The 18,597-nt window shown below is 57.7% G+C and carries 14 protein-coding genes; 10 read left to right on the top strand and 4 right to left on the bottom strand.

What is annotated here, in order from left to right; translation table 11 throughout:
* Positions 1-141: 141 nt before the first annotated feature.
* The 3 genes from GOX88_RS14975 to GOX88_RS14965 are packed head-to-tail and all read left to right on the top strand — an operon-like array spanning position 142 to position 4,891.
* Complete coding sequence (locus GOX88_RS14975; RefSeq protein WP_170403411.1) at positions 142-2,076, top strand: PrkA family serine protein kinase; 1,935 nt, start codon at positions 142-144, stop codon at positions 2,074-2,076.
* Positions 2,077-2,091: 15 nt separating this feature from the next.
* Entirely contained in the window at positions 2,092-3,414 is a 1,323-nt protein-coding gene (locus tag GOX88_RS14970; protein WP_170403408.1) for a YeaH/YhbH family protein, read from the top strand.
* The gene (locus GOX88_RS14965) at positions 3,407-4,891 is read left to right on the top strand and encodes a SpoVR family protein (RefSeq protein WP_170403406.1); all 1,485 of its coding nucleotides are present in this window, start codon (positions 3,407-3,409) and stop codon (positions 4,889-4,891) included. Before GOX88_RS14970 ends, GOX88_RS14965 begins: the two co-directional genes overlap by 8 nt.
* 127 nt (positions 4,892-5,018) lie before the next feature.
* On the opposite strand, the gene GOX88_RS23305 is transcribed toward GOX88_RS14965, so the two are convergent.
* On the bottom strand, positions 5,019-5,201 hold the full coding sequence (locus GOX88_RS23305) for a hypothetical protein (protein ID WP_217354242.1): 183 nt from the start codon (positions 5,199-5,201) through the stop codon (positions 5,019-5,021).
* 21 nt (positions 5,202-5,222) lie between these two features.
* Positions 5,223-6,101, bottom strand: a complete 879-nt coding sequence (locus GOX88_RS14955) for a LysR family transcriptional regulator (protein ID WP_217354241.1) — start codon at positions 6,099-6,101, stop codon at positions 5,223-5,225.
* Between the two features lie 161 nt (positions 6,102-6,262).
* Between GOX88_RS14955 and GOX88_RS14950 the strand changes: the two genes are divergently transcribed.
* From GOX88_RS14950 to GOX88_RS14930, 5 genes are all read left to right on the top strand, one after another.
* Positions 6,263-6,877 carry a nitroreductase family protein gene (locus GOX88_RS14950; RefSeq protein ID WP_170403400.1) on the top strand — a complete coding sequence of 205 codons (615 nt, stop codon included), beginning with the start codon at positions 6,263-6,265 and terminating at the stop codon, positions 6,875-6,877.
* 9 nt (positions 6,878-6,886) lie between these two features.
* Positions 6,887-7,837: a DMT family transporter gene (locus tag GOX88_RS14945; RefSeq protein ID WP_170403397.1), complete on the top strand. Its 951-nt coding sequence runs from the start codon at positions 6,887-6,889 to the stop codon at positions 7,835-7,837.
* 196 nt (positions 7,838-8,033) lie between these two features.
* Positions 8,034-8,522, top strand: coding sequence for a helix-turn-helix transcriptional regulator (locus GOX88_RS14940; RefSeq protein WP_170327442.1), 489 nt, complete (start codon positions 8,034-8,036; stop codon positions 8,520-8,522).
* A gap of 372 nt (positions 8,523-8,894) precedes the next feature.
* A complete protein-coding gene (locus tag GOX88_RS14935; protein WP_217354240.1) occupies positions 8,895-13,118 on the top strand; it encodes a beta strand repeat-containing protein in 4,224 nt (1,407 codons plus the stop codon).
* Positions 13,119-13,276: 158 nt separating this feature from the next.
* Positions 13,277-13,501 (top strand): hypothetical protein, encoded by a 225-nt coding sequence (locus GOX88_RS14930; RefSeq protein ID WP_170403391.1) that lies wholly within the window; start codon positions 13,277-13,279, stop codon positions 13,499-13,501.
* Between the two features lie 123 nt (positions 13,502-13,624).
* On the opposite strand, the gene GOX88_RS14925 is transcribed toward GOX88_RS14930, so the two are convergent.
* On the bottom strand, positions 13,625-15,544 hold the full coding sequence (locus tag GOX88_RS14925) for a DUF3604 domain-containing protein (protein WP_170403388.1): 1,920 nt from the start codon (positions 15,542-15,544) through the stop codon (positions 13,625-13,627).
* A 129-nt stretch (positions 15,545-15,673) separates the two neighbouring features.
* The gene (locus GOX88_RS14920; protein ID WP_170403386.1) at positions 15,674-17,110 is read right to left on the bottom strand and encodes a PLP-dependent aminotransferase family protein; all 1,437 of its coding nucleotides are present in this window, start codon (positions 17,108-17,110) and stop codon (positions 15,674-15,676) included.
* 60 nt (positions 17,111-17,170) lie between these two features.
* Between GOX88_RS14920 and GOX88_RS14915 the strand changes: the two genes are divergently transcribed.
* Positions 17,171-17,821, top strand: a complete 651-nt coding sequence (locus tag GOX88_RS14915) for a pyridoxamine 5'-phosphate oxidase family protein (protein ID WP_170403741.1) — start codon at positions 17,171-17,173, stop codon at positions 17,819-17,821.
* A 9-nt stretch (positions 17,822-17,830) separates the two neighbouring features.
* A complete protein-coding gene (locus GOX88_RS14910) occupies positions 17,831-18,577 on the top strand; it encodes a pyridoxine 5'-phosphate synthase (protein ID WP_174826137.1) in 747 nt (248 codons plus the stop codon).
* Positions 18,578-18,597 lie beyond the last annotated feature (20 nt).

The raw sequence follows: 18,597 nt of genomic DNA, 5'->3' as shown, positions 1-18,597 counted from the left end.
GGAATACTAGTTTCAATAGAGCAACGGACGGGAAACAAATTGTGATTAGAAATTAGACAATTACGAGCCAGTTTTGTGGTAGACTAGGATGAACTTAGCGCGCTGAGACGAAGGAGTACGAAATCTAGAGGAACTTTAAAGATGGAAATTTTCGAGCAGTTTGCAGAAGAGTATGGGCGGACAAAGCTCATCGAAATGACTTTGCAGGACTATTTGCTGGAATGTCGTGAAGACCCGACTATGCGGGCTACCGCAGCCGAGCGGATGGTCGCCGCGATTGGCGAGCCAGACCTTATTGATACCAGTCAGGATGCTCGTCTCAGTCGCATATTTCTTAATAGAACAATTAAGCGATACAAACCCTTCCAGGACATATATGGCGTCGAGGAAACCATCGAGCGTATCGTTGGCTTTTTCCGCCATGCCAGCCAGGGTCTCGAAGAACGCAAGCAAATCCTTTATCTTTTGGGGCCGGTCGGCGGAGGCAAGTCAACGCTTGCCGAGATCCTCAAAAACCTGATGGAGCGGCAGCCGATCTATGCGCTGGCGGCGGGTGATCAGGTCAGCCCAATCTTTGAATCTCCGCTTGGCCTTTTCGACCGCGCCCGGATGGGAGATTTGCTGGAGAACAAGTACAATATCCCCAAACGGTTGTTGAACGGATTGATTTCGCCTTGGGCCGTCAAGCGCCTGCAGGAGTTCGATGGCGATATTTCCAGGTTTTCGGTGGTCAAACTCTATCCGTCGAAACTGCGCCAGATTTGCGTTGCGAAGACCGAACCGGGCGATGAAAACAACCAGGACATTTCTTCGCTTGTTGGGAAGCTCGACATACGCAAGCTGGAGGAATTCAGCCAGAACGACCCGGACGCTTATTCCTATTCCGGTGCTCTGAACCGCACCACGCAGGGGTTGATGGAATTCGTGGAGATGTTCAAGGCGCCGATCAAGGTGTTGCATCCCCTGCTGACCGCCACGCAGGAGGGGTCTTATGCGGGCACAGAGAACATCGGTGCCTTCCCCTTCCAGGGTATTATCGCTGCGCATTCGAACGAAGCAGAATGGCAGCAGTTCAAAAACAACAAGAACAACGAGGCCTTCCTGGACCGGATCAGTCTGGTCAAGGTGCCCTATTGCCTACGTGCCTCGGATGAAACCCGGATTTACGAAAAGTTGCTTGAGGAAAGCAGTCTGGGCGAATCCCCATGTGCACCGGAAACGCTGTCCATCCTGAGCCAGTTCAGCGTTCTGACACGATTGAAAGAACATGAAAACTCGCCGACATTTTCCAAGCTCCGCGTCTATGACGGTGAAACCCTGAAGGATACCGATCCCAAGGCGCGGTCAGTGCAGGAATACCGGGATGCGGCCGGTGTGGACGAAGGGATGACGGGCACATCTACGCGCTTTGCGTTCAAGGTGCTGTCCGAGACCTTCAACCACGACACCGAAGAAGTCGGCGCCGATCCGGTTCATCTGCTCTATGTTCTTGAACAGGCGGTGAAACGCGAGCAATTCCCCGACGAGGTTGAAAGCCGGTACCTGTCTTTCATGAAGGACGACCTTTCGCCACGCTACGCGGAATTCATCGGTAACGAGATCCAGAAAGCCTATCTGGAATCCTATTCCGACTTTGGCCAGAACCTTTTCGACAGATACATCGCGTTTGCTGACGCCTGGATCGAAGATCAGGACTTCAAGGACCCGGATACCGGCCAGATCCTCAATCGCAGTGTTCTGGAACAGGAACTTGAAAAGATCGAAAAACCGGCCGGAATTTCCAACCCCAAGGATTTCCGGAACGAAGTGGTCAAATTCGTGCTGCGCGCGCGGGCCAACAATCGCGGTCGTAACCCCGACTGGCGCAAATATGAGAAGCTGAGACGCGTTATCGAAAAGCGCATGTTCGGTCAGATTCAGGATCTGCTGCCGGTCATCAGTTTTGGGGCCAAGAGGGATAAGGAAACTGAAGCCAAGCATAACGAGTTCATCGATCGCATGATCGGTCGCGGGTATACGCGCCGACAGGTCAGGCGCTTGGTTGAATGGTACATGCGGGTCAACAAGGCAGGATGAGGAGTCTATGCTCAAATGGCCCATTTCATCGACCGAAGGCTAAACCCCAAAGATAAGAATCTTGGGAACCGCAGGCGATTTCTGCGCCGGGTTCGCTCTGCCGTCAAAGAGGCGGTTGACGAAAGTGTCCGGCGCCGGAAAATCGCCGATGTCGACCAGCAGGAAAACATATCGGTCCCGTCAGAGGGGATCTCAGAACCGCATTTTCAGCATGACAGCAAGGGCGGTTCCAGACATCGCGTTCTGACCGGAAACAAGAAGTTCAAGGCAGGGGACCGCCTAAAGAAACCTCCAGCGGGTCAGAGCGGGCAGGGTGGACGTGAAGGAGCGCCCGATGGGGAGGGCGAGGACGAGTTCATGTTCGTCCTGTCGCGGGACGAGTTTCTTTCCATGTTCTTCGAAGATCTCGAGCTGCCAGACATGGTCAAGCACAGCCTGAAAGAGGTTGCCGTCTCAAAGCCGCATCGGATGGGCTACACTGCCGCGGGAACGCCCGCTAATCTCAGTGTTTCGCGGACGATGCGCAATGCTTTCGGCCGGCGGCTTGCAATGCGGCGCCCGACAAACGCCGCGATACAGGCTCTTATCGACGAGGTTGAAGAACTGGAAGCGCTGGAAAAGCCAGATGCGGCGCGAAAAGCGAAAACGCAGTTGCTGCGCGAAGAGCTCGACAAGTTGCTACGGCGTCGTCAGATCGTACCTTACATTGACCCCTTGGATGTGCGTTACAAGTATTTCGAGATGCGCCCCGAGCCGACCTCGAATGCGGTGATGTTCTGTCTGATGGACGTTTCGGCTTCGATGGGAGAGCGGGAGAAGGGCCTTGCCAAGCAGTTTTTCGTCCTGCTGCATCTGTTCCTCAAGCAACGTTACGACAAGATCGAGCTTGTTTTCATCCGCCACACCCAGATCGCGACAGAAGTCGATGAGGATACCTTTTTTCATTCCCGCCAAACCGGCGGTACGGTCGTGAGCAGTGCGCTTAATGAGATGAAAAAGATCGTCGACGCCCGATATCCACCCTCGTTGTGGAACATTTATGCCGCGCAAGCATCAGATGGTGAGAATTTCAGCGGAGATTCACAACTGTGCGCCGACCTGTTGAACAGTGAGCTGATGAAGTGTTGCCAATATTTCGCCTACACGGAAATCGTCGACGAAACCGAAGCCAATCTGATGAACAGCGAAGATAATGGTATGGAACTGTGGCGTTCTTATCGGCAGGTCGCAGAGGCCTGGCCAAACTTCGCCATGAAACGGATCGCGCGCGCCAGTGACATCTACCCGGTTCTGCACGAGCTGTTTGCGCGCAAGACGAACGGAGTTTCCAATGGTTGATGGGGCCGATAACATGCGACCGCTGTTTGAAGGTGCAGAGTGGGATTTTGATACTATCCACCGTAGCTATGATGCGATCGAGCGTGTGGCGGTCGACGAACTCGAACTTGACGTCTACCCGAACCAAATCGAAATCATCTCGTATCAGCAAATGCTGGATGCGTATTCATCGACCGGGATGCCGCTCATGTATCGGCACTGGTCATTTGGGAAGCGTTTCGTTCACGAAGAGAAAGCCTATAGCAAAGGTGCAAACGGTCTTGCCTATGAGATCGTGATCAATTCAGATCCCTGTATCTCGTACTGCCTCGAAGACAACACGATGGCGCTTCAGGTTCTTGTGATTGCCCATGCGGCCTTCGGGCACAATCATTTCTTCAAGAACAATCACCTGTTTCGCCAGTGGAGCGACGCGCAAGGTATTCTCGACTACCTCGACTACGCGCGCGGTTTTATTGCCCAATGCGAAGAACAGCACGGTGAACGTGAGGTCGAACATTTACTCGACGCGGCACACGCGCTCATGCCGTCGAGCGTTTTCCGGCACAGGCGCCCGCCCCACTCGTCGCTTGCGGATGAAAGAACCCGGCAGCGTGAGAGGCGCATCGAAGAAGAGCGGGCGGTACATTACCTGTGGGACGCCTTCGATCATCCCACACAGTCGTCCAAAACCGATGAGGAGGCGCAGAAACGCAAGCGCGAAATGGGGTTGCCGGAAGAAAACCTGCTCTATTTCGTCGAACGTCACAGCCCGGTTTTGGAGTCCTGGCAGCGTGAAGTTCTGCGCATCGTCCGCAACATCGCGCAGTATTTCTACCCGCAGCGCCAGACCAAAGTGATGAACGAAGGATGCGCCTGCTTCGTCCACTATTACATCACTAATCAGTTGCACCGCGCTGGTCTTCTGACGGACGGAGCAATGCTCGAAATCTTGCACAGCCATACCAATGTGCTGACGCAGCCCGATTTTGATGCCCCGAACGCAATGGGGATCAACCCTTATGCGCTGGGTTTCGCGATGATGCAGGATATCCAGCGCATCTGCACCGACCCAACCGACGAGGACCGGGAATGGTTTCCGGACATAGCAGGCAGCGGCGCGTGGCGTGAAATATTAAAGGATGCCTGGGCCAACTATCGGGACGAGAGTTTCGTTCAGCAGTTTCTCAGCCCCAATGTCATGCGCCAATTCCGCATGTTCTCGCTGACCGATGACGACGGGAAACCCTTCTACACAATCGACGCAATTCACGACGAACGCGGTTATCATCAGGTGCGCGACACCCTTGCGCACAGTTTCGACGTTTCGGAACACGATCCCGATATTCAGATTGTCGACGTGGACTTGATGGGCGATCGTCACCTCAGGCTAAATCACTCTGTGCGCAATGATGTGCCGTTGAACGAAAAGGCATCTGAAGCGACTTTAGGCTATCTGCGGCAAATCTGGGGTTTTGATGCGGCGTTTGAAAACTAGGTTCGGGGCCCATTGATATCCGCTTTTCGGCGCGATTCATCGTTCGAAGAACGAGCGGTGACATGTCTGATCTTCTCTGGCTGAGCCATGCGCAGATGGTGCGCCTGTAGCCCTGTTCCCCAAAGCCCTACGGCAAGCCAAGGGTGGCTTTGGCGTTGCGGGCAACGATCTCAACATCGGTGCAGACATCCTGATCGAAGCCGCGCTGGGCGGCCGGTAAGACACCTGCGGTCAAGCGTTTCAGGATCGACGACGAGCAGGGCTTGGAGCACGACATCGAAAACCAGCGCAATTGGAGTGAGCTTGTCATGAAGGTGCAGGAGATCACTAGCTAGTCGCAAAATTCCTCGACCAGAAAATCGAGAAACACGCGCACCTTTGAGACGACATAGCGCCGGGACGGATACACCGCGTAAAGTGAGGTCTCATTAGGTGTCCAGTCCTCCAACGCAGCACAAAGCCGGCCCGACGCAAGATCGTCCGCGACATACATGCGTGGAATGAGGCTTAGGCCAAATCCAGCGCGCAGGGCATCGCGAACCGCAAGGCTGGACGAGACCTTGTAGCGGCCGTTAACCGGAACGCTGACCGAACGGTTGGCGTTCCGAAAAGACCATTTCGCCGCATGGTCCGATAAACTGAACTGGATGCAATTGTGCCGCGAAAGGTCTTCGGGTCGCGCAGGCTGTCCATGTGTGTCGAAGTATGACGGGGCTGCGCAAACTACGTGTTCCATGATCGTCAGTTTGCGCGCGATGAGAGCTGAATCCTCAAGATTGTCGCTGCCGCGCAGGGCAATATCGAACCCTTCTTCGACCAGGTTAACCCGTCTGTCATCCAGATTCAGATCCAAAGATATGTCTGGATAGCGGTCAAGGAACTTTGGAATTGCGTCCGACAAACCAACAAGTGTGGCAGTCGCCGGAGCGCTGACACGCAGTAAACCGCTGGGCGTGCTCTGACCGGCTTGAAGGGTTCCGTCCGCCTCCTCGAGATCGTCCAAAATTTGAACGACGCGTTCGAAATACAACGATCCCGCTTCGGTCAGGCTCATTCGGCGGGTGGTCCGGTTGATCAGCCGCGCCGAAAGATGCGTTTCCAACTCACTGACGTTCTTGCTGACCGCTGCTGGTGACAGGCCAAGATGGCGAGAGGCCGCTGCAAAGCTGCCACGCTCTACGACGGTTCGAAATACGTTGAGTGCTGTCATGCGATCCATTTTTATTCACTATCAGTAAATAGTGTTATTACCAATCGCTGAATTCTCTACTCAGACATACAGGCCTATTTTCGCATGAGATCGGCGGGCCATCTGAAACGCGCCCGTCATCCTGAACGAAGATCCTATGCAAACAAACACGAGAGCCTGCAATGCGCCCTGAAAGAAACCCGGACTATCCGATTGAACCGCTTTTCCTGTCGCGCTGGTCACCACGGTCCTATGACGCCTCTGCGATGCCCGAGCCACATCTTCTCACCATTCTCGAAGCCGGCCGTTGGGCGCCGTCCGCATTCAACGTTCAGCCATGGCGGTTCCTCTATGCCATGCGGGACAGTGCGCATTGGTCGGCCTTTGGTTCCCTGCTCGACCCGTTCAACCAGAACTGGGCCACGGACGCCTCGGCGTTGGTCTTTTTGGTATCGGATACGGTGATGCCGGGTGATGAAAACCGACTCGACAAGCTCTCGCGTTACAACAGTTTCGACGCAGGGGCTGCTTGGGTGCAAATTGCACTTCAGGCCGCGGCACTCGGCTATGCCGCGCATGCGATGGCAGGTCTTAATTTTGAACGGGTGCGACACGTGCTGGAATTGCCGGATCGTTTCCAGATCGAAATAGGGATCGCGATCGGGCGTCAGGCCGATGCAGCACGTTTGCCGGAGGACCTGAAAGCGCAAGAAGTGCCAAGCGGACGGATGACACTGGACCAGATTTCCTTTCCGGGTCCCTTTCCAAGCCGTTTCAACACAATCGCAGCCGAATAGGAGTATGTAATGCCGCTTCGACCGACCAATTCTGCCTCGGACCTGCCGGTTCACGGGTTGATGCTGACGGCGACCTTTCTGGTGGCCACATCGTTTCCGGTCGCGGCGGCGATAACGGGCGGCCTGGATAGCGTCGTGCTTACATTGATACGCTTTTCCCTGGCGACCCTCTTGTTTGCACCAATCGTTTTGTGGCGACATGGGCTGGTTTTCCCAAATGCGACCGATTTATTGCGGTACGGTGTGCTCAGCATCCTTTTGGTCACGTTCTTCTGGTGCATGTTTACAGCCCTGCGCATGACCTCCCCCCTCAATACAGCGGCGATATTTGCGTTGAACCCCATTATCACTGCAACCCTGGCCGCAGTGCTTCTGCACGAAAGGATGTCGGTGTCGGCACGTGTCGCACTGCCCATCGGGACAGTCGGAGCCATCTGGGTCATTTTTCGGGGTGATCCCAAAGCCTTCATGGCACTTGAGCTTGGCACAGGCGACATCGTGTTCCTGGCGGGTACATTTGCGCTTGCGGCTTATGGTACGCTGATAAAAGTCCTGCACCGGGGCGAGCCTATGGCCCGAATGACGTTCTGGATTCTCGCGACCGGGTCAGTGTGGCTGCTCTTGCTGTCTCTGCCAAAGCTGGGTGGTATCCAATGGTCTGCGATCCCCTTCGGCGTTTTCGCCGGGATCGCGTACCTGTCGATATTCACCACGATCGTTACATTCTTTGCCCTCCAATGGAGTACGACGAGGATCGGGCCGACCCGCGTCGCAGCTTACACGTTCCTGAACCCGGCGCTGGTCCTTGTCATCGGACTGGCGTTCGGGGGCACGCTGCCACCCTTGGCGACATGGCCCGGTGTGATGCTGGTGATCGTGGCGACAGTTGTTTTACAGTCAAACCTGAAGGTTGGAAGTCGCAAGGAGCGGTCAAAACCCCGCCCGACACCGCAATCCTGAACGGAAAACGCCACCCGAACCGCCGCACCGAAGGAATTGCAGACCTTCGAGCCGGAGAGGGTAGTCATATGCCCCCTTTCAATCGTTGCCTCCTTGTCGCGCAAAAACGCGGACCTGTATGAGGGCCTTGACGAAGCTGCTGGTTTGATATGCATCGGGCAAACACGAGCCACCAAAAAAAGCAGCGAGACTGTCTATGCCCTCCAAGAAACGCCTGACCTTTTCTTTCTTCGCCTCACTCTTCTGCGCCTGCGTTATGTTGTTCGAGGACATTGGCGAAGCCATGGGTGTGGCCTGGATTGATGAATGGGATGATATTCACGTCTGGGAAGTTCTGATCATGTTGTCCCTGTTTGGTGCAATCATGGTGCTGGGCATCGAAGTTCTGAAAATGCGCCGGTATCAGGAGACGCTGGAGGACAAGGTTGCGCGCGCTTCGAGCGCATTCGAGGATCTGTTGAACGCCTATTTTGAGAAATGGTCCTTCTCCGATGCCGAGCGTGACGTGACCCGTCTTTTGATCAAGGGCTGTTCAACCGCCGAAATGGCTGAGATTCGCAACGCAAAGGAAGGCACCATCAAGGCGCAGACCAACGCGATCTACAAGAAGTCAGGCTATGGCGGCAAAACGCAACTGCTCAGCGCGCTTCTCGAGGACCTGACGGACGGCGGGTCGGTGGCCTGAAGCCAGCCGGGCGCACAGGGCGCTGTGGTCAAGCACCGCGCCTTTCCCCCGACCGGCGCCAGGAAATCTCATAGTTGGATAAACCCCTGACCGAATTGCATAAACCAAAGTTCTAAACCGCCGCATTAGCCACATTTCCGCCTTTTATCGCTCTTTTAACCCGGTTCGCGGGTGTGCCAACACATGGCGCATCGAGTGGGTGACGCTGGGGAAACAACCTTGCGGATCCGGGGAACGGAGAACAGCCGGATGGGGCAGAATTTCATGCAGACCGAGCAAAGAGCTCGTGCGTTCGCGCGCGGGGGGCGTTTGACTAAGTGGAAAGGTAGAGTAGCGAGTATTGCGCCCTCGCTTTTGCTGAGTTCGGTGTCAGTGGTTGCCGTTTCAGCCGCCTCGGGACATGCCGAGGTGATTGATACCGCCCGGACCATCCCGTTCGTCAGTGTCGTGGATGAAGACCTGACCATCACAGACACCGGATCGATCGACGTAAACCCTTTTTCCGGGTCGGGTCTGGTTGTGTTCGTCCTTCCGGAATACACAAGCACCCTGACCAATGACGGGCAGTTGTCCTCGGCAGAGGGGACCAACCGGACACGGGCGGCGATCAACATCAATACGGACCTGTCCGGCACGATCCTGAATTCGGGCACGATCACGATGGGCGCGTCTGCCGGCGACAGCGCCGACCTTCGGGGCATTCAGGTTCAGGGTCAGGTATTGGGTTCAGTTCAGAATACCGGCACGATCAACATCGCGAATTCCGCGCTAACCTTTGGTACGGCCTACGGCATTTTGACCGGCAACATCGTAGGCTCCGTCTCCAACTCGGGCACGCTCGACGTGAGCGTGGATACACGCGACCGGGCAGTTGCCGATGGCATCAGATCGACGCGCGTGGACGGGACGTTGGAGAATACGGGTTCGATCAATGTCACGACGTCCACCAGCGGTTTTTCGGCAAACAGTGACGGTATGCAGATTGATCAGGTCAGCGGTCAGGTCAACAACTCGGGCCCGATCACTGTCAGCGCAACCAGCCTGGCCGGGGCAGCCGCCGCAGATGGTATTGAGATCAACGACCTTTTGGGAAGCCTGACCAATACCGGCGCGGTCCGTGTTCAGGTTCAAGGCAACACCCATGCCGGCGGAGATGCGATCGAGTTGCTGGGCCTGTCGGGCAGCTTCGAGAATAGCGGAGCACTGACGATTGACGTAACAGCCTCGGGAGGCAGCGCGTCTTTTGATGTGATCGAGATTTTCAGCGGTGCGGGGATTACCGGCAGCGCGACCAATGCCGGGGCAATCTTTGGTCGCGCGACCGGCCATCAAGCCTCTGCGGACGGGTTTGATGTCGGAAATGTGCTGTCTGCCGGAACCGTCACCAACAGCGGATCGGTCGATGTGAAGGCCGCCGCAACCACCGGTGACGCGGCAGTGGACGCTTTGGATTTCTCGGATATTGGCGGGGCGGTGACGAATTCCGGCACATTGCTTGCCGTGGCAGAAGGCGCGGTAGATGCGCGGGCCAGAGGTATCGAAGCCGTAAATGTGTCGGGTTCACTGTCCAACAGTGGCGATATCGCGGTGCTGGCTCAGGCCGCGACCGGGCGGGCGATCGCGACCGGCATTCAGGTTGATGATGTGAGTGGAAGCGTCGTCAACGCGGGGGCGCTGTCAGTCTCAGCGGTTTCGACTGTGGGCGGGATTGCGACCGGCATTGAAGCGGGCGATCTGGCTGGTACCCTGAGCAACTCCGGTGACATGGTGGTTGCGGCCACCGGGCGCAGTCCGGACGCGCAGGGTATCGTCGTGCAGGATATCGCGGCATCTGGGGCCCTGAACAACACCGGCGCGATTGTCGCCAGTGCTCAGAACGCCTCGACCGGAGAGGCCTATGGCATTGTCACCCAAAACATAGATGGGCAGCTGAGCAACTCGGGTGCTCTGACCTTAACGGTGACAGCCGATGACCACGCAACCATCTACGGTATCGAGGCCCGCAATGTCGCGGGGAGCTTCATCAACTCGGGGACGATCAGCATAAACGCGCAAGGATCTAGCATCGAGGTGGACGGTATGCGCCTGTCCCATATCGCGGGCTCCGTCAGCAACAGCGGGTCGATTTTCATCCAGAGCAATGGGTCCGATGCACGGGTCGAGGGTATTTCTGTAGCGGATGTCGCGGGTCAGCTTCAAAACTCGGGCAACATCGACATCAACGTCACAAACGCGACCCAGGCTATGACGCGGGCCATCGACGTCGGCAGCGTTTCGGGCCAGTTCAGCAATTCCGGCAATTTGACGGTTGCCGCAAATGCAACCTCGTATGCCCTTGCCGATGGTATCAAAACGCACGGCATTTCCGGGACATTCGAAAACAGCGGCAGCATTGTGGTGCAGGCAACCGGCTACACTTCGGCAGTGGCTCATGGTGTCAATGTCGCCGATGTCACGGGGCAGGTTACAAATACGGGGTCGATTTCGGTAAACGCCACGGGCGAATACGCGCAAGCCGGCGGCATCCAAGTGTACGATGTCTCCGGTGCTTTCGACAACGCGGGTGCAATCTCGGTTCAGATTGCCGGAACGACGTCGGCCTATGCTGCGGGCATAGAAGTCTTCAACGATATCAGCGGACGCTTTGACAATTCGGGCAGCATTGTTGTCAGTGCCAGCAATGACGGATCGTCTTCGGCCCGCGCTGCCGGTATTCAATTGGGCTTAGTGGACGCCAACGCCACGTTTTCAAACTCGGGTACCATTGCGGTCTCGACCGAGTCTGTCGGGTCTTTCGGGGTGTCGGCGTCTGGAATCAGTGGCGATGAGGTAAACGGGGCGTTCACGAACGCAGGTGACATTGTGGTTTCGGCGCAGAACGGCCCCGGGTTCTTTGCCGAGGCCTACGGCATAGAACTGAGCAATGTGTCCGATACAGGCTCAGTTTCGAATTCCGGCGCTATTCAGGTCTGGCTGGATGCGGATGGTGGATACGAGGCCCTTGCTCAGGGCATCAAAACCGATGACATCTTTACCGCAGGCTCATACGCAAACAGCGGTGCCGTGATGGTCACGGCCAACACGACCGGTGTTTCCAACGCGCTGGCCTTCGGCGTTGTCACATCCGACATTGGTGGTTTTCTGGAGAACAGCGGCAGCATCAGGGTCTCGGCCACAGGGGATGCCTCGGTTCGGGCTTACGGCCTGAGCATGGACGAATTGTCTACCGGTGCAGAAGTGACGCACAGCGGCACGATAAACGTCACGGCGACCGGCGCAGAGGTGAAAGACGGTGGGCAGGTAGAGAGTGGTCCGACCAGCCCAGAGACCGTGGCATACGGGCTGTTCATTGAAACGGCGCGGGGAACAGCCAACATCACCGGCGATATCTCTGTCGCGTCTTCCGGTGAAAGCTATGCTGTGTTTCTGGGTGACGGAGGTGGCACGCTGAATGTCGAAACATCGGCGGATATCAAGGGCACCATTCGGGTCAGCGACCACGACGTCAACCTGATGCATGTGGGCGGTCGGATCGTCTATCACTTCCAGGATGATGACGTGACCAGTGGGACATTCACCACCGCGGTCACCTCGGCCTCGCAGGGGTGGTTCGTGGATGGTGAAGGCGGGGCTGCGCCCGTCTATGCCTCATTCGATGCGACCGAAGTGCAGCCAAACACAAATCAGGCGTTCGAGGTTGCCGGGTTGACCTATTATCTGGCGCGCCAGCTGGACAGCGGCGATGGTGGCAATATCAACGGTGATCGTGTCGTGTTGAGCACCAAAGGTACTGGCCCGATCGAAGGGTTCCGGCCCTACTTCCTGGTCAGCGGCAGCCAAAGCGATGGAACCGCCAGCGGCAGTTCCGCTGCCCTGTCGTCCAATATGTGGAGCGTCAGTGCCGGTGTGACCCGCGATCTTGGAACCGGGCTGCGATACGGGTTCGGGGCCAGCTATCTCAGGAATAACGGTACCTTTGGCGGGTCGTCCTTCGATACCTCCGGTGTGTTTATCAGCGGTATTGTTGCCCAGAACTTCGGGTTCGCCGATCTGAGCTTTGGTCTGGGCTACGGCGATCTGGACCACGACGAAACCCGGTCCGGCGACGCCACAACGGATGCCGACTATTCCAGCGACATGATCACCGCGTTGGTGGCGGCGGAACGGGATTTTGCCTTGGTTAACGGCGCGATCCTGACACCACGCGCCAGCTTTATGTACGGCGAGCAAGATCTGGACGGCTATACCGAGACGGGCAGCTCGGCCAACGCGACCGTGGGCGACAGAACCGTCACCTTCAGCGAAACCCGGATTGGTGGAGCGTACTCGACGGTGGTGGGGGGCGGCAGCCTGTCTGCATCGCTGGCAGCGGTTCACCGGGATGCCGACGCGCCCTCGGTGGTCGACGTTGCAATCTTTGGCAACACGCTTGCGCTGGCGTCCGGTGGCAGTGGCACGGATACGTTTGGCGAAATCGGTCTGAGCTACGAGAAAGCCTTCGATCACGGTGGAAATCTGCGCCTCGAGGCAAGATCGACCCTTGGTGCCGATATTTCCACTCAAGCCGCGTGGGCGTCCTACGAGTGGCGGTTTTGACCACTCGCAGGCACTTGCAATCGCTTGACGGCGCACCGGCAGAACCGAGGCTGGTGCGCCTCTGAAAACCTCAATGCAGCGACTTCCGCTGCTTTGACCAAGACATTTGTGCAGCCTTTTCCATTGATGTGAGAGAAATGAGAAAATCGAAAAGTAAAATGGCACAGCTTGGCTTCAGGCCCGCTGATGAAAACAGTTCTTTTGTGAGCCCGGAATTCGAGGGCTCGGCAATTGGAGTGTTGGAATGTCTGGACGGTCGAGGATACGCCGATCCTGACCTGACATCGGCCAGCGATGCGACAGGTGTCGCGGGCTGGTGGATTCTCCCCGGCTTGGTTCTTGGGGCCTCCTTTTGGGGGCTGGTGATCGCGGTGGTGATCTGAGTTTGATCGGATCCCCGAGGAAAACACGCGTGGGTGATTTGGACCAAACCGCGATCGCCTGTCCTGGGGGGCAGGTCAAACGGTGGTCTGAAATCTAGGCCGGACATCAGGCCTGTTGGTTGCTCAGCCGGGGGTGTACCAGATTGGCGAGGAATAGGCGCGTTCCTGATGGATCAGTTGCGCCTCTTCCGGCAGGTCGACACCAAAGCGCAGCTTGTCATACAGCACCCAGCGTGGGGTGGGGATTTCAAGAACCCGCACATAGTAGAAGGCGCGCTCAACAGGGTCGAAATCCGGGTCGGTCCAAACGGTGACCAGTTCAGATGCGCCGATTGTGTTGCTCCAGCTTGCTGTGTCCAAATCTACGGTATTGCCAACCTCAGGCAGATTGCCATCCGCGTCCAGTTCCCGGTCATCGGACCAGACCACGTTATAGACCTTTTCCTGCAGAACGCCGTCGGCATCCAGCCAGCCCTTGACCACCTGAACCCGATCCAGATTTGCGCCAATCGGGTCGCGCAGGGCACCGATCAGAAAGCTTGGGGCGCCATCCCCTTCGCGCGGGCGCAGGTCGCTGCCCATCGGGACGCCTTGGGTATAACCGACATCCGCAAGGAAGCGCGTCTCAAGATCGCTTTCGTCGAAGGCCCAGCCGCCAAAGAACCGCAAGCCGATCCGGGGGCCTGTGGTCGCATAGGTTTCGCGGCGCTTGAAAGCATCGAAGATGGCTGCGCGCGTGTTCTCGGATGCCCAAACGGCAGTGTATCCCGACGCAACCAGCGTGTGGCCTTCAAACGCGCCCAGATCGCTTTGTACAAAGGGATGCAGCACCCGCGTGGCCGAAGGCTCTGCGCTGACGGATTTGCCGAAATAGTTCTCTTCTTCCGCAGTGGCCAGCGACGTATGGCTGTCCGTCGCGCCACCCATCCCGAACTTATAGGGGTTCACGCCGAACTTCTCTTCCAGCGCCAGACCGCGTTTCAGAGCCTCGCGCGCGTATTCCCCGGCCAGCATGTCCTCGGTTTTCAACTCGGTGATATCGAGGTTGCCGACATCCCAGTTCTCATAATCGGCAAACGGATCTTCGGGGCTGAGGAACGGATGCGCCTCGCCATCGCCCTTGATTTGCGTGACCTCGTAATGGGGTTCCCACTTGGCGCGGTTCTGCACGTATTCCTCGTCGACCTTGCCGCCGTGATAGGTGTCTTCGGTCGGGAACATCCAGCCGTTCGACAGGTTGCCGTTATGAGCAAAAGCAACTGCGCGGCCCCCGGTTTTCGACTGATATTCCTCGAGCCAGGCATAAAGCGCCTTTGGGTCGGTATCCCCGTAGGGTGGTTGCGTCACCGGTGGCACCATCTGCAGCGCCCGGATCGGGCCATCCCGCAACATAACGTTGCGATGCAGGTTGAACCCCTTGGGAACCGAGGTCCATTCGAACCCGATGAAAGCAGTGAAATTGCCCGGATCGTTGTGGCGTTCCGCGGACATCACGATCTGTTCCCACGTGAAGGCAAAGGCATCCGCGCCGGGGCTGTAGGACTCCAGCAAAAGCTCGGGCAGGGTCATTTGCGAGAAGTTGGTGATGATATCAAACGCCGCCTTGGCCGCGTCTTCGCCACCGGCTTTGTAGCCTTCATACCACTCCAATCCCTTCGGTTCAGCCAGAACACCGGGTTTGCCCGCCTGCAGATCGGGGGCAAAGCCCATCAGGTCGGTGTGATCGGTCAGCACCATCCAGTCCAGCGGTCGGGCCAGCCTGACAGGTTGGCCGGTCGAGGAAATGACCTGTTCCCCTTTGGCAAATCGCCATGCGTCGTCGGGCAGCAACGTGTTGCCAAACGCGCCGGCGTCCAGCGACAGCCCGGTATGCAGATGCGTGTCCCCCCACAGTGGGCGTTCCGGGAAGGACCGATTGGCATAGGGCGAGAACGGACGCTCGGCAAAGGTCCCCTCGGCGGCTTCCTTGCTGGGAACGGCGTCCGCAATTGCGCTTACCGGCAGGGATGCCAAAGTGAAAAAACAGAAAGACAGTCGAAGCATGTGAACCTCTCCCTCACGGACACCGCGAATCCAATCTAAGAAAATATATATCTTATTTTCATGATATCACGTCGCCCGGCGCAGGTGGTAAAAACTTCGCTGGGCGCGGGCGCAGCTATGCGCGACAGCTCAGGCTTGAGTGCGAAGGGCGGCGATCAACCGCTCTGCCGCGTCTGAGAGCGTGTCCTCGTCAAAGGCCGCGTATCCAAGCAACAGCCCCTGCAGTTTTTCTGGCAATACACAGTGCGCTGACAAGGCGCTGACGCGCAGGCCGTTTTGGTCGGCCCGTTTGCTGACCTCAAGATCGGACATGCGGTCAACCAGCGGTGCTTTTGGCGATAGGCACAAGTGCATTCCGGATGAATCGGGTTCAAGGTCCAGAAGGTCGGCAACCGGGGACAGCGTATCCAGCAGGTGGCTCTGCCGCCGGGCATAGATCCGCCGCATCCGTCGCAGATGCATAGCGAACTCACCGCTGTTCATGAACGCCGCCAAAGCGGGTTGAGGGATGAGCGAGGCGCGGGGGCCGACCCGGCCAAGATAGGTCAAGGTGCTGGGCAAAAACCTCTTGGGAACAACCATGTACCCAATCCTCAGAGCTGGGCTGACCAGTTTCGAAAAGCTGCCGAGGTAAATCGTGTTGTTCAGGCCGTCCAGCCCCGAGAGCGAGGGCAGGGGTTGTCCGCGATATCGGAACTCGCTGTCATAATCGTCTTCGATCACCAGCGCACCGGTTTGCCGCGCCCAATCCAGCAGGGCAACCCGGCGGGACAGGGGCAGGCTTACCCCCGTAGGATAATGCCGCGAGGGGGTGACGATCGTGGCATGTGTGCCCTGCGGAATGCGGGCCACATCCAGCCCGTCCTGATCGATACGGATGGGGTGGGCGCTGTTGGCCGTGTCGGCAAGGATCGTGTGCAGTTTGGGCCAGCAGGGGTCCTCAACCGCGACCTGTTTGCCCGCGCCAAGCAGGCCGTGGAAAATCACCTCGAAAGCCTCGCGCGCACCCGAAGTGATCACCACCTGACCGGGATCGCAGGACAGATGGCGCCAAGCGGTCAGGTGGTCCGAGATCGCCTCGCGCAGCGGATACCAGCCCAGCGGATCCGGGCGGGTCAAAAGCTCGGGCGCCGGGCGGCGCCATGCGCGTTCAAGATGGCGGGCCCATTGCCGGTGCGGCAGCAGGGTTTGATCGGGCAACCCGGTTTGAAAGGGGCGCCACTCCTCGGTCACCGGAACTGCCGGGCGAAGGATCGGCTGAGGCTGTGACAGATGGGTGATCTCGCTGGCGACGAAAGTGCCACTGCCCTGCCGGGTGACCAGATACCCCTCGCTGATCATCTGGTCATAGACCGCCTGAACCGTCGTGCGCGAGATTGAAAGCTCGGACGCCAGAGCCCGGCTGGCGGGCAGTCGCGCGCCGACCAGTTCCGGAGATTTGGACACAACGGACCGCAACGCATCCAGCAACTGGGCCTGCAATGACGCCTTCAAGGACGTATCCAGCGAGATCGCAAACAGGTCGCGGTGTAAATTGGCCTTAGAAAAAGTTTCAGAATTGGACATTTGATAACATCCAATATCCGGGCATTACGGTCATAGCAAGAACAAACCCGAGCTATGACTATGAACAAGACACTGGATATCACCGACAGAACACGCTTGCGCAGATCGCATGAGCGGGGGCATTTCGATCGCGCCACGATCAACCAGATTTTGGACGCCCAGCCCATGTGCAGTGTGGGCTATGTGATTGATGGCAAGCCTTTTGTCACCCCAACCCTGCAATGGCGTGAGGGCAACCATGTCTATTGGCACGGCTCCTCGGCCAGTCGCGCCCTGCGCAACGCGCGCGACGCGCAGGTTTGCTTGTCGGTTGCGATCCTTGATGGCTTTGTGCTGGCCCGGTCCGGGATGCACCATTCGGTCAACTCACGCTCGGTCACATTGTTCGGGACGGCATTCAAGGTCGAAGACCCGGCTGAGAAATTGGACAAGCTCGGCCGGTTCGTGAACGGCCTGTTTTCGGGGCGTTATGAAACCCTGCGGCCGGATCACGCGCAGGATCTGAAGGCGACTATGGTGCTGGGAATGGAGATTTCCGAAGGCAGCGCCAAGATTCGCACTGGCGGCCCCAAGGACGAGGAAGAAGACTACGATTTGCCGATCTGGGCGGGTGTTATTCCCGTCAGCACGACGGTCGGCGACCCGATTCCCGATCCGAGGAATATCGATGGCGTGCCGCTGCCCGCGCACGTTCAATCCTTTCGGTTGTAAGGTGGGATTATGACAGACCTTTCGGTAAACCTGAACGTCGCCGCCTTGCTTCGAAACCGGCGCGAGCACCCGTGGCCGGATGTGGTGGACTTGGCCCGGATCGCCCTTGCGACGGGTGCTGCAGGTGTGACGGTGCACCCCCGACCGGATGAACGCCACACCAGGCCCGGCGATGTGCGGGCGCTGCGCGCTTTGCTTGATGCAGAGTTTCCGGACCGGGAACTGAATGTCGAAGGGTATCCCGACCTGCGGTTTCTGGCGCTTGTCCAAGAAGTTCGGGCGGATCAGGTGACACTTGTGCCGGATGATCCGGCGCAGGCGACAAGCGACCATGGCTGGGATTTCGAAACTCAGGGTACGATGCTTGCAGAGGTGGTTGCCGGGCTTAAGAAACACGGCCATCGCGTGTCGCTGTTCAGCGACCCGGAGGCGGCGCATATGGCCCATGCAGCCCAGACAGGGGCGGATCGGGTCGAAATCTATACTGGCCCCTTCGGCGGTGCGTATAGCGATCCGGTCGCCGAAGAACGGGAACTTGGCCGCCTGGCCGACGCCACGGCCGCAGCCGAGGCGCTGGGCTTGATGGTCAACGCGGGGCATGATCTTACGGTCAGCGGCACGCGCAAGTTGATCACCCGCATCCCGTCGATCTCGGAGGTCTCGATCGGCCATGCGCTGCTCTGCGATGCGCTGACATTCGGGATGGCCGAAACCGTTCGGCGCTATCTGGAGTCCTGCGCGCCGTCCGAAGGATGAAGGTTTCCGGGAAACTGGAC

The organism is Ruegeria arenilitoris, assembly GCF_013030985.1.
GTDB lineage: Bacteria > Pseudomonadota > Alphaproteobacteria > Rhodobacterales > Rhodobacteraceae > Ruegeria > Ruegeria arenilitoris_B.
This window is presented reverse-complemented; position numbering and strand designations above follow the sequence as displayed.

Coding starts and splice junctions, on each gene's coding strand:
- GOX88_RS14975 (WP_170403411.1), top strand. CDS start 142: ATGGAAATTTTCGAGCAGTTTGCAGAAGAGTATGGGCGGACAAAGCTC.
- GOX88_RS14910 (WP_174826137.1), top strand. CDS start 17,831: ATGACAGACCTTTCGGTAAACCTGAACGTCGCCGCCTTGCTTCGAAAC.
- GOX88_RS14915 (WP_170403741.1), top strand. CDS start 17,171: ATGAACAAGACACTGGATATCACCGACAGAACACGCTTGCGCAGATCG.
- GOX88_RS23305 (WP_217354242.1), bottom strand. CDS start 5,201: ATGACAAGCTCACTCCAATTGCGCTGGTTTTCGATGTCGTGCTCCAAG.
- GOX88_RS14955 (WP_217354241.1), bottom strand. CDS start 6,101: ATGACAGCACTCAACGTATTTCGAACCGTCGTAGAGCGTGGCAGCTTT.
- GOX88_RS14970 (WP_170403408.1), top strand. CDS start 2,092: ATGGCCCATTTCATCGACCGAAGGCTAAACCCCAAAGATAAGAATCTT.
- GOX88_RS14930 (WP_170403391.1), top strand. CDS start 13,277: ATGGCACAGCTTGGCTTCAGGCCCGCTGATGAAAACAGTTCTTTTGTG.
- GOX88_RS14945 (WP_170403397.1), top strand. CDS start 6,887: ATGCCGCTTCGACCGACCAATTCTGCCTCGGACCTGCCGGTTCACGGG.
- GOX88_RS14925 (WP_170403388.1), bottom strand. CDS start 15,544: ATGCTTCGACTGTCTTTCTGTTTTTTCACTTTGGCATCCCTGCCGGTA.
- GOX88_RS14920 (WP_170403386.1), bottom strand. CDS start 17,110: ATGTCCAATTCTGAAACTTTTTCTAAGGCCAATTTACACCGCGACCTG.
- GOX88_RS14940 (WP_170327442.1), top strand. CDS start 8,034: ATGCCCTCCAAGAAACGCCTGACCTTTTCTTTCTTCGCCTCACTCTTC.
- GOX88_RS14950 (WP_170403400.1), top strand. CDS start 6,263: ATGCGCCCTGAAAGAAACCCGGACTATCCGATTGAACCGCTTTTCCTG.
- GOX88_RS14965 (WP_170403406.1), top strand. CDS start 3,407: ATGGTTGATGGGGCCGATAACATGCGACCGCTGTTTGAAGGTGCAGAG.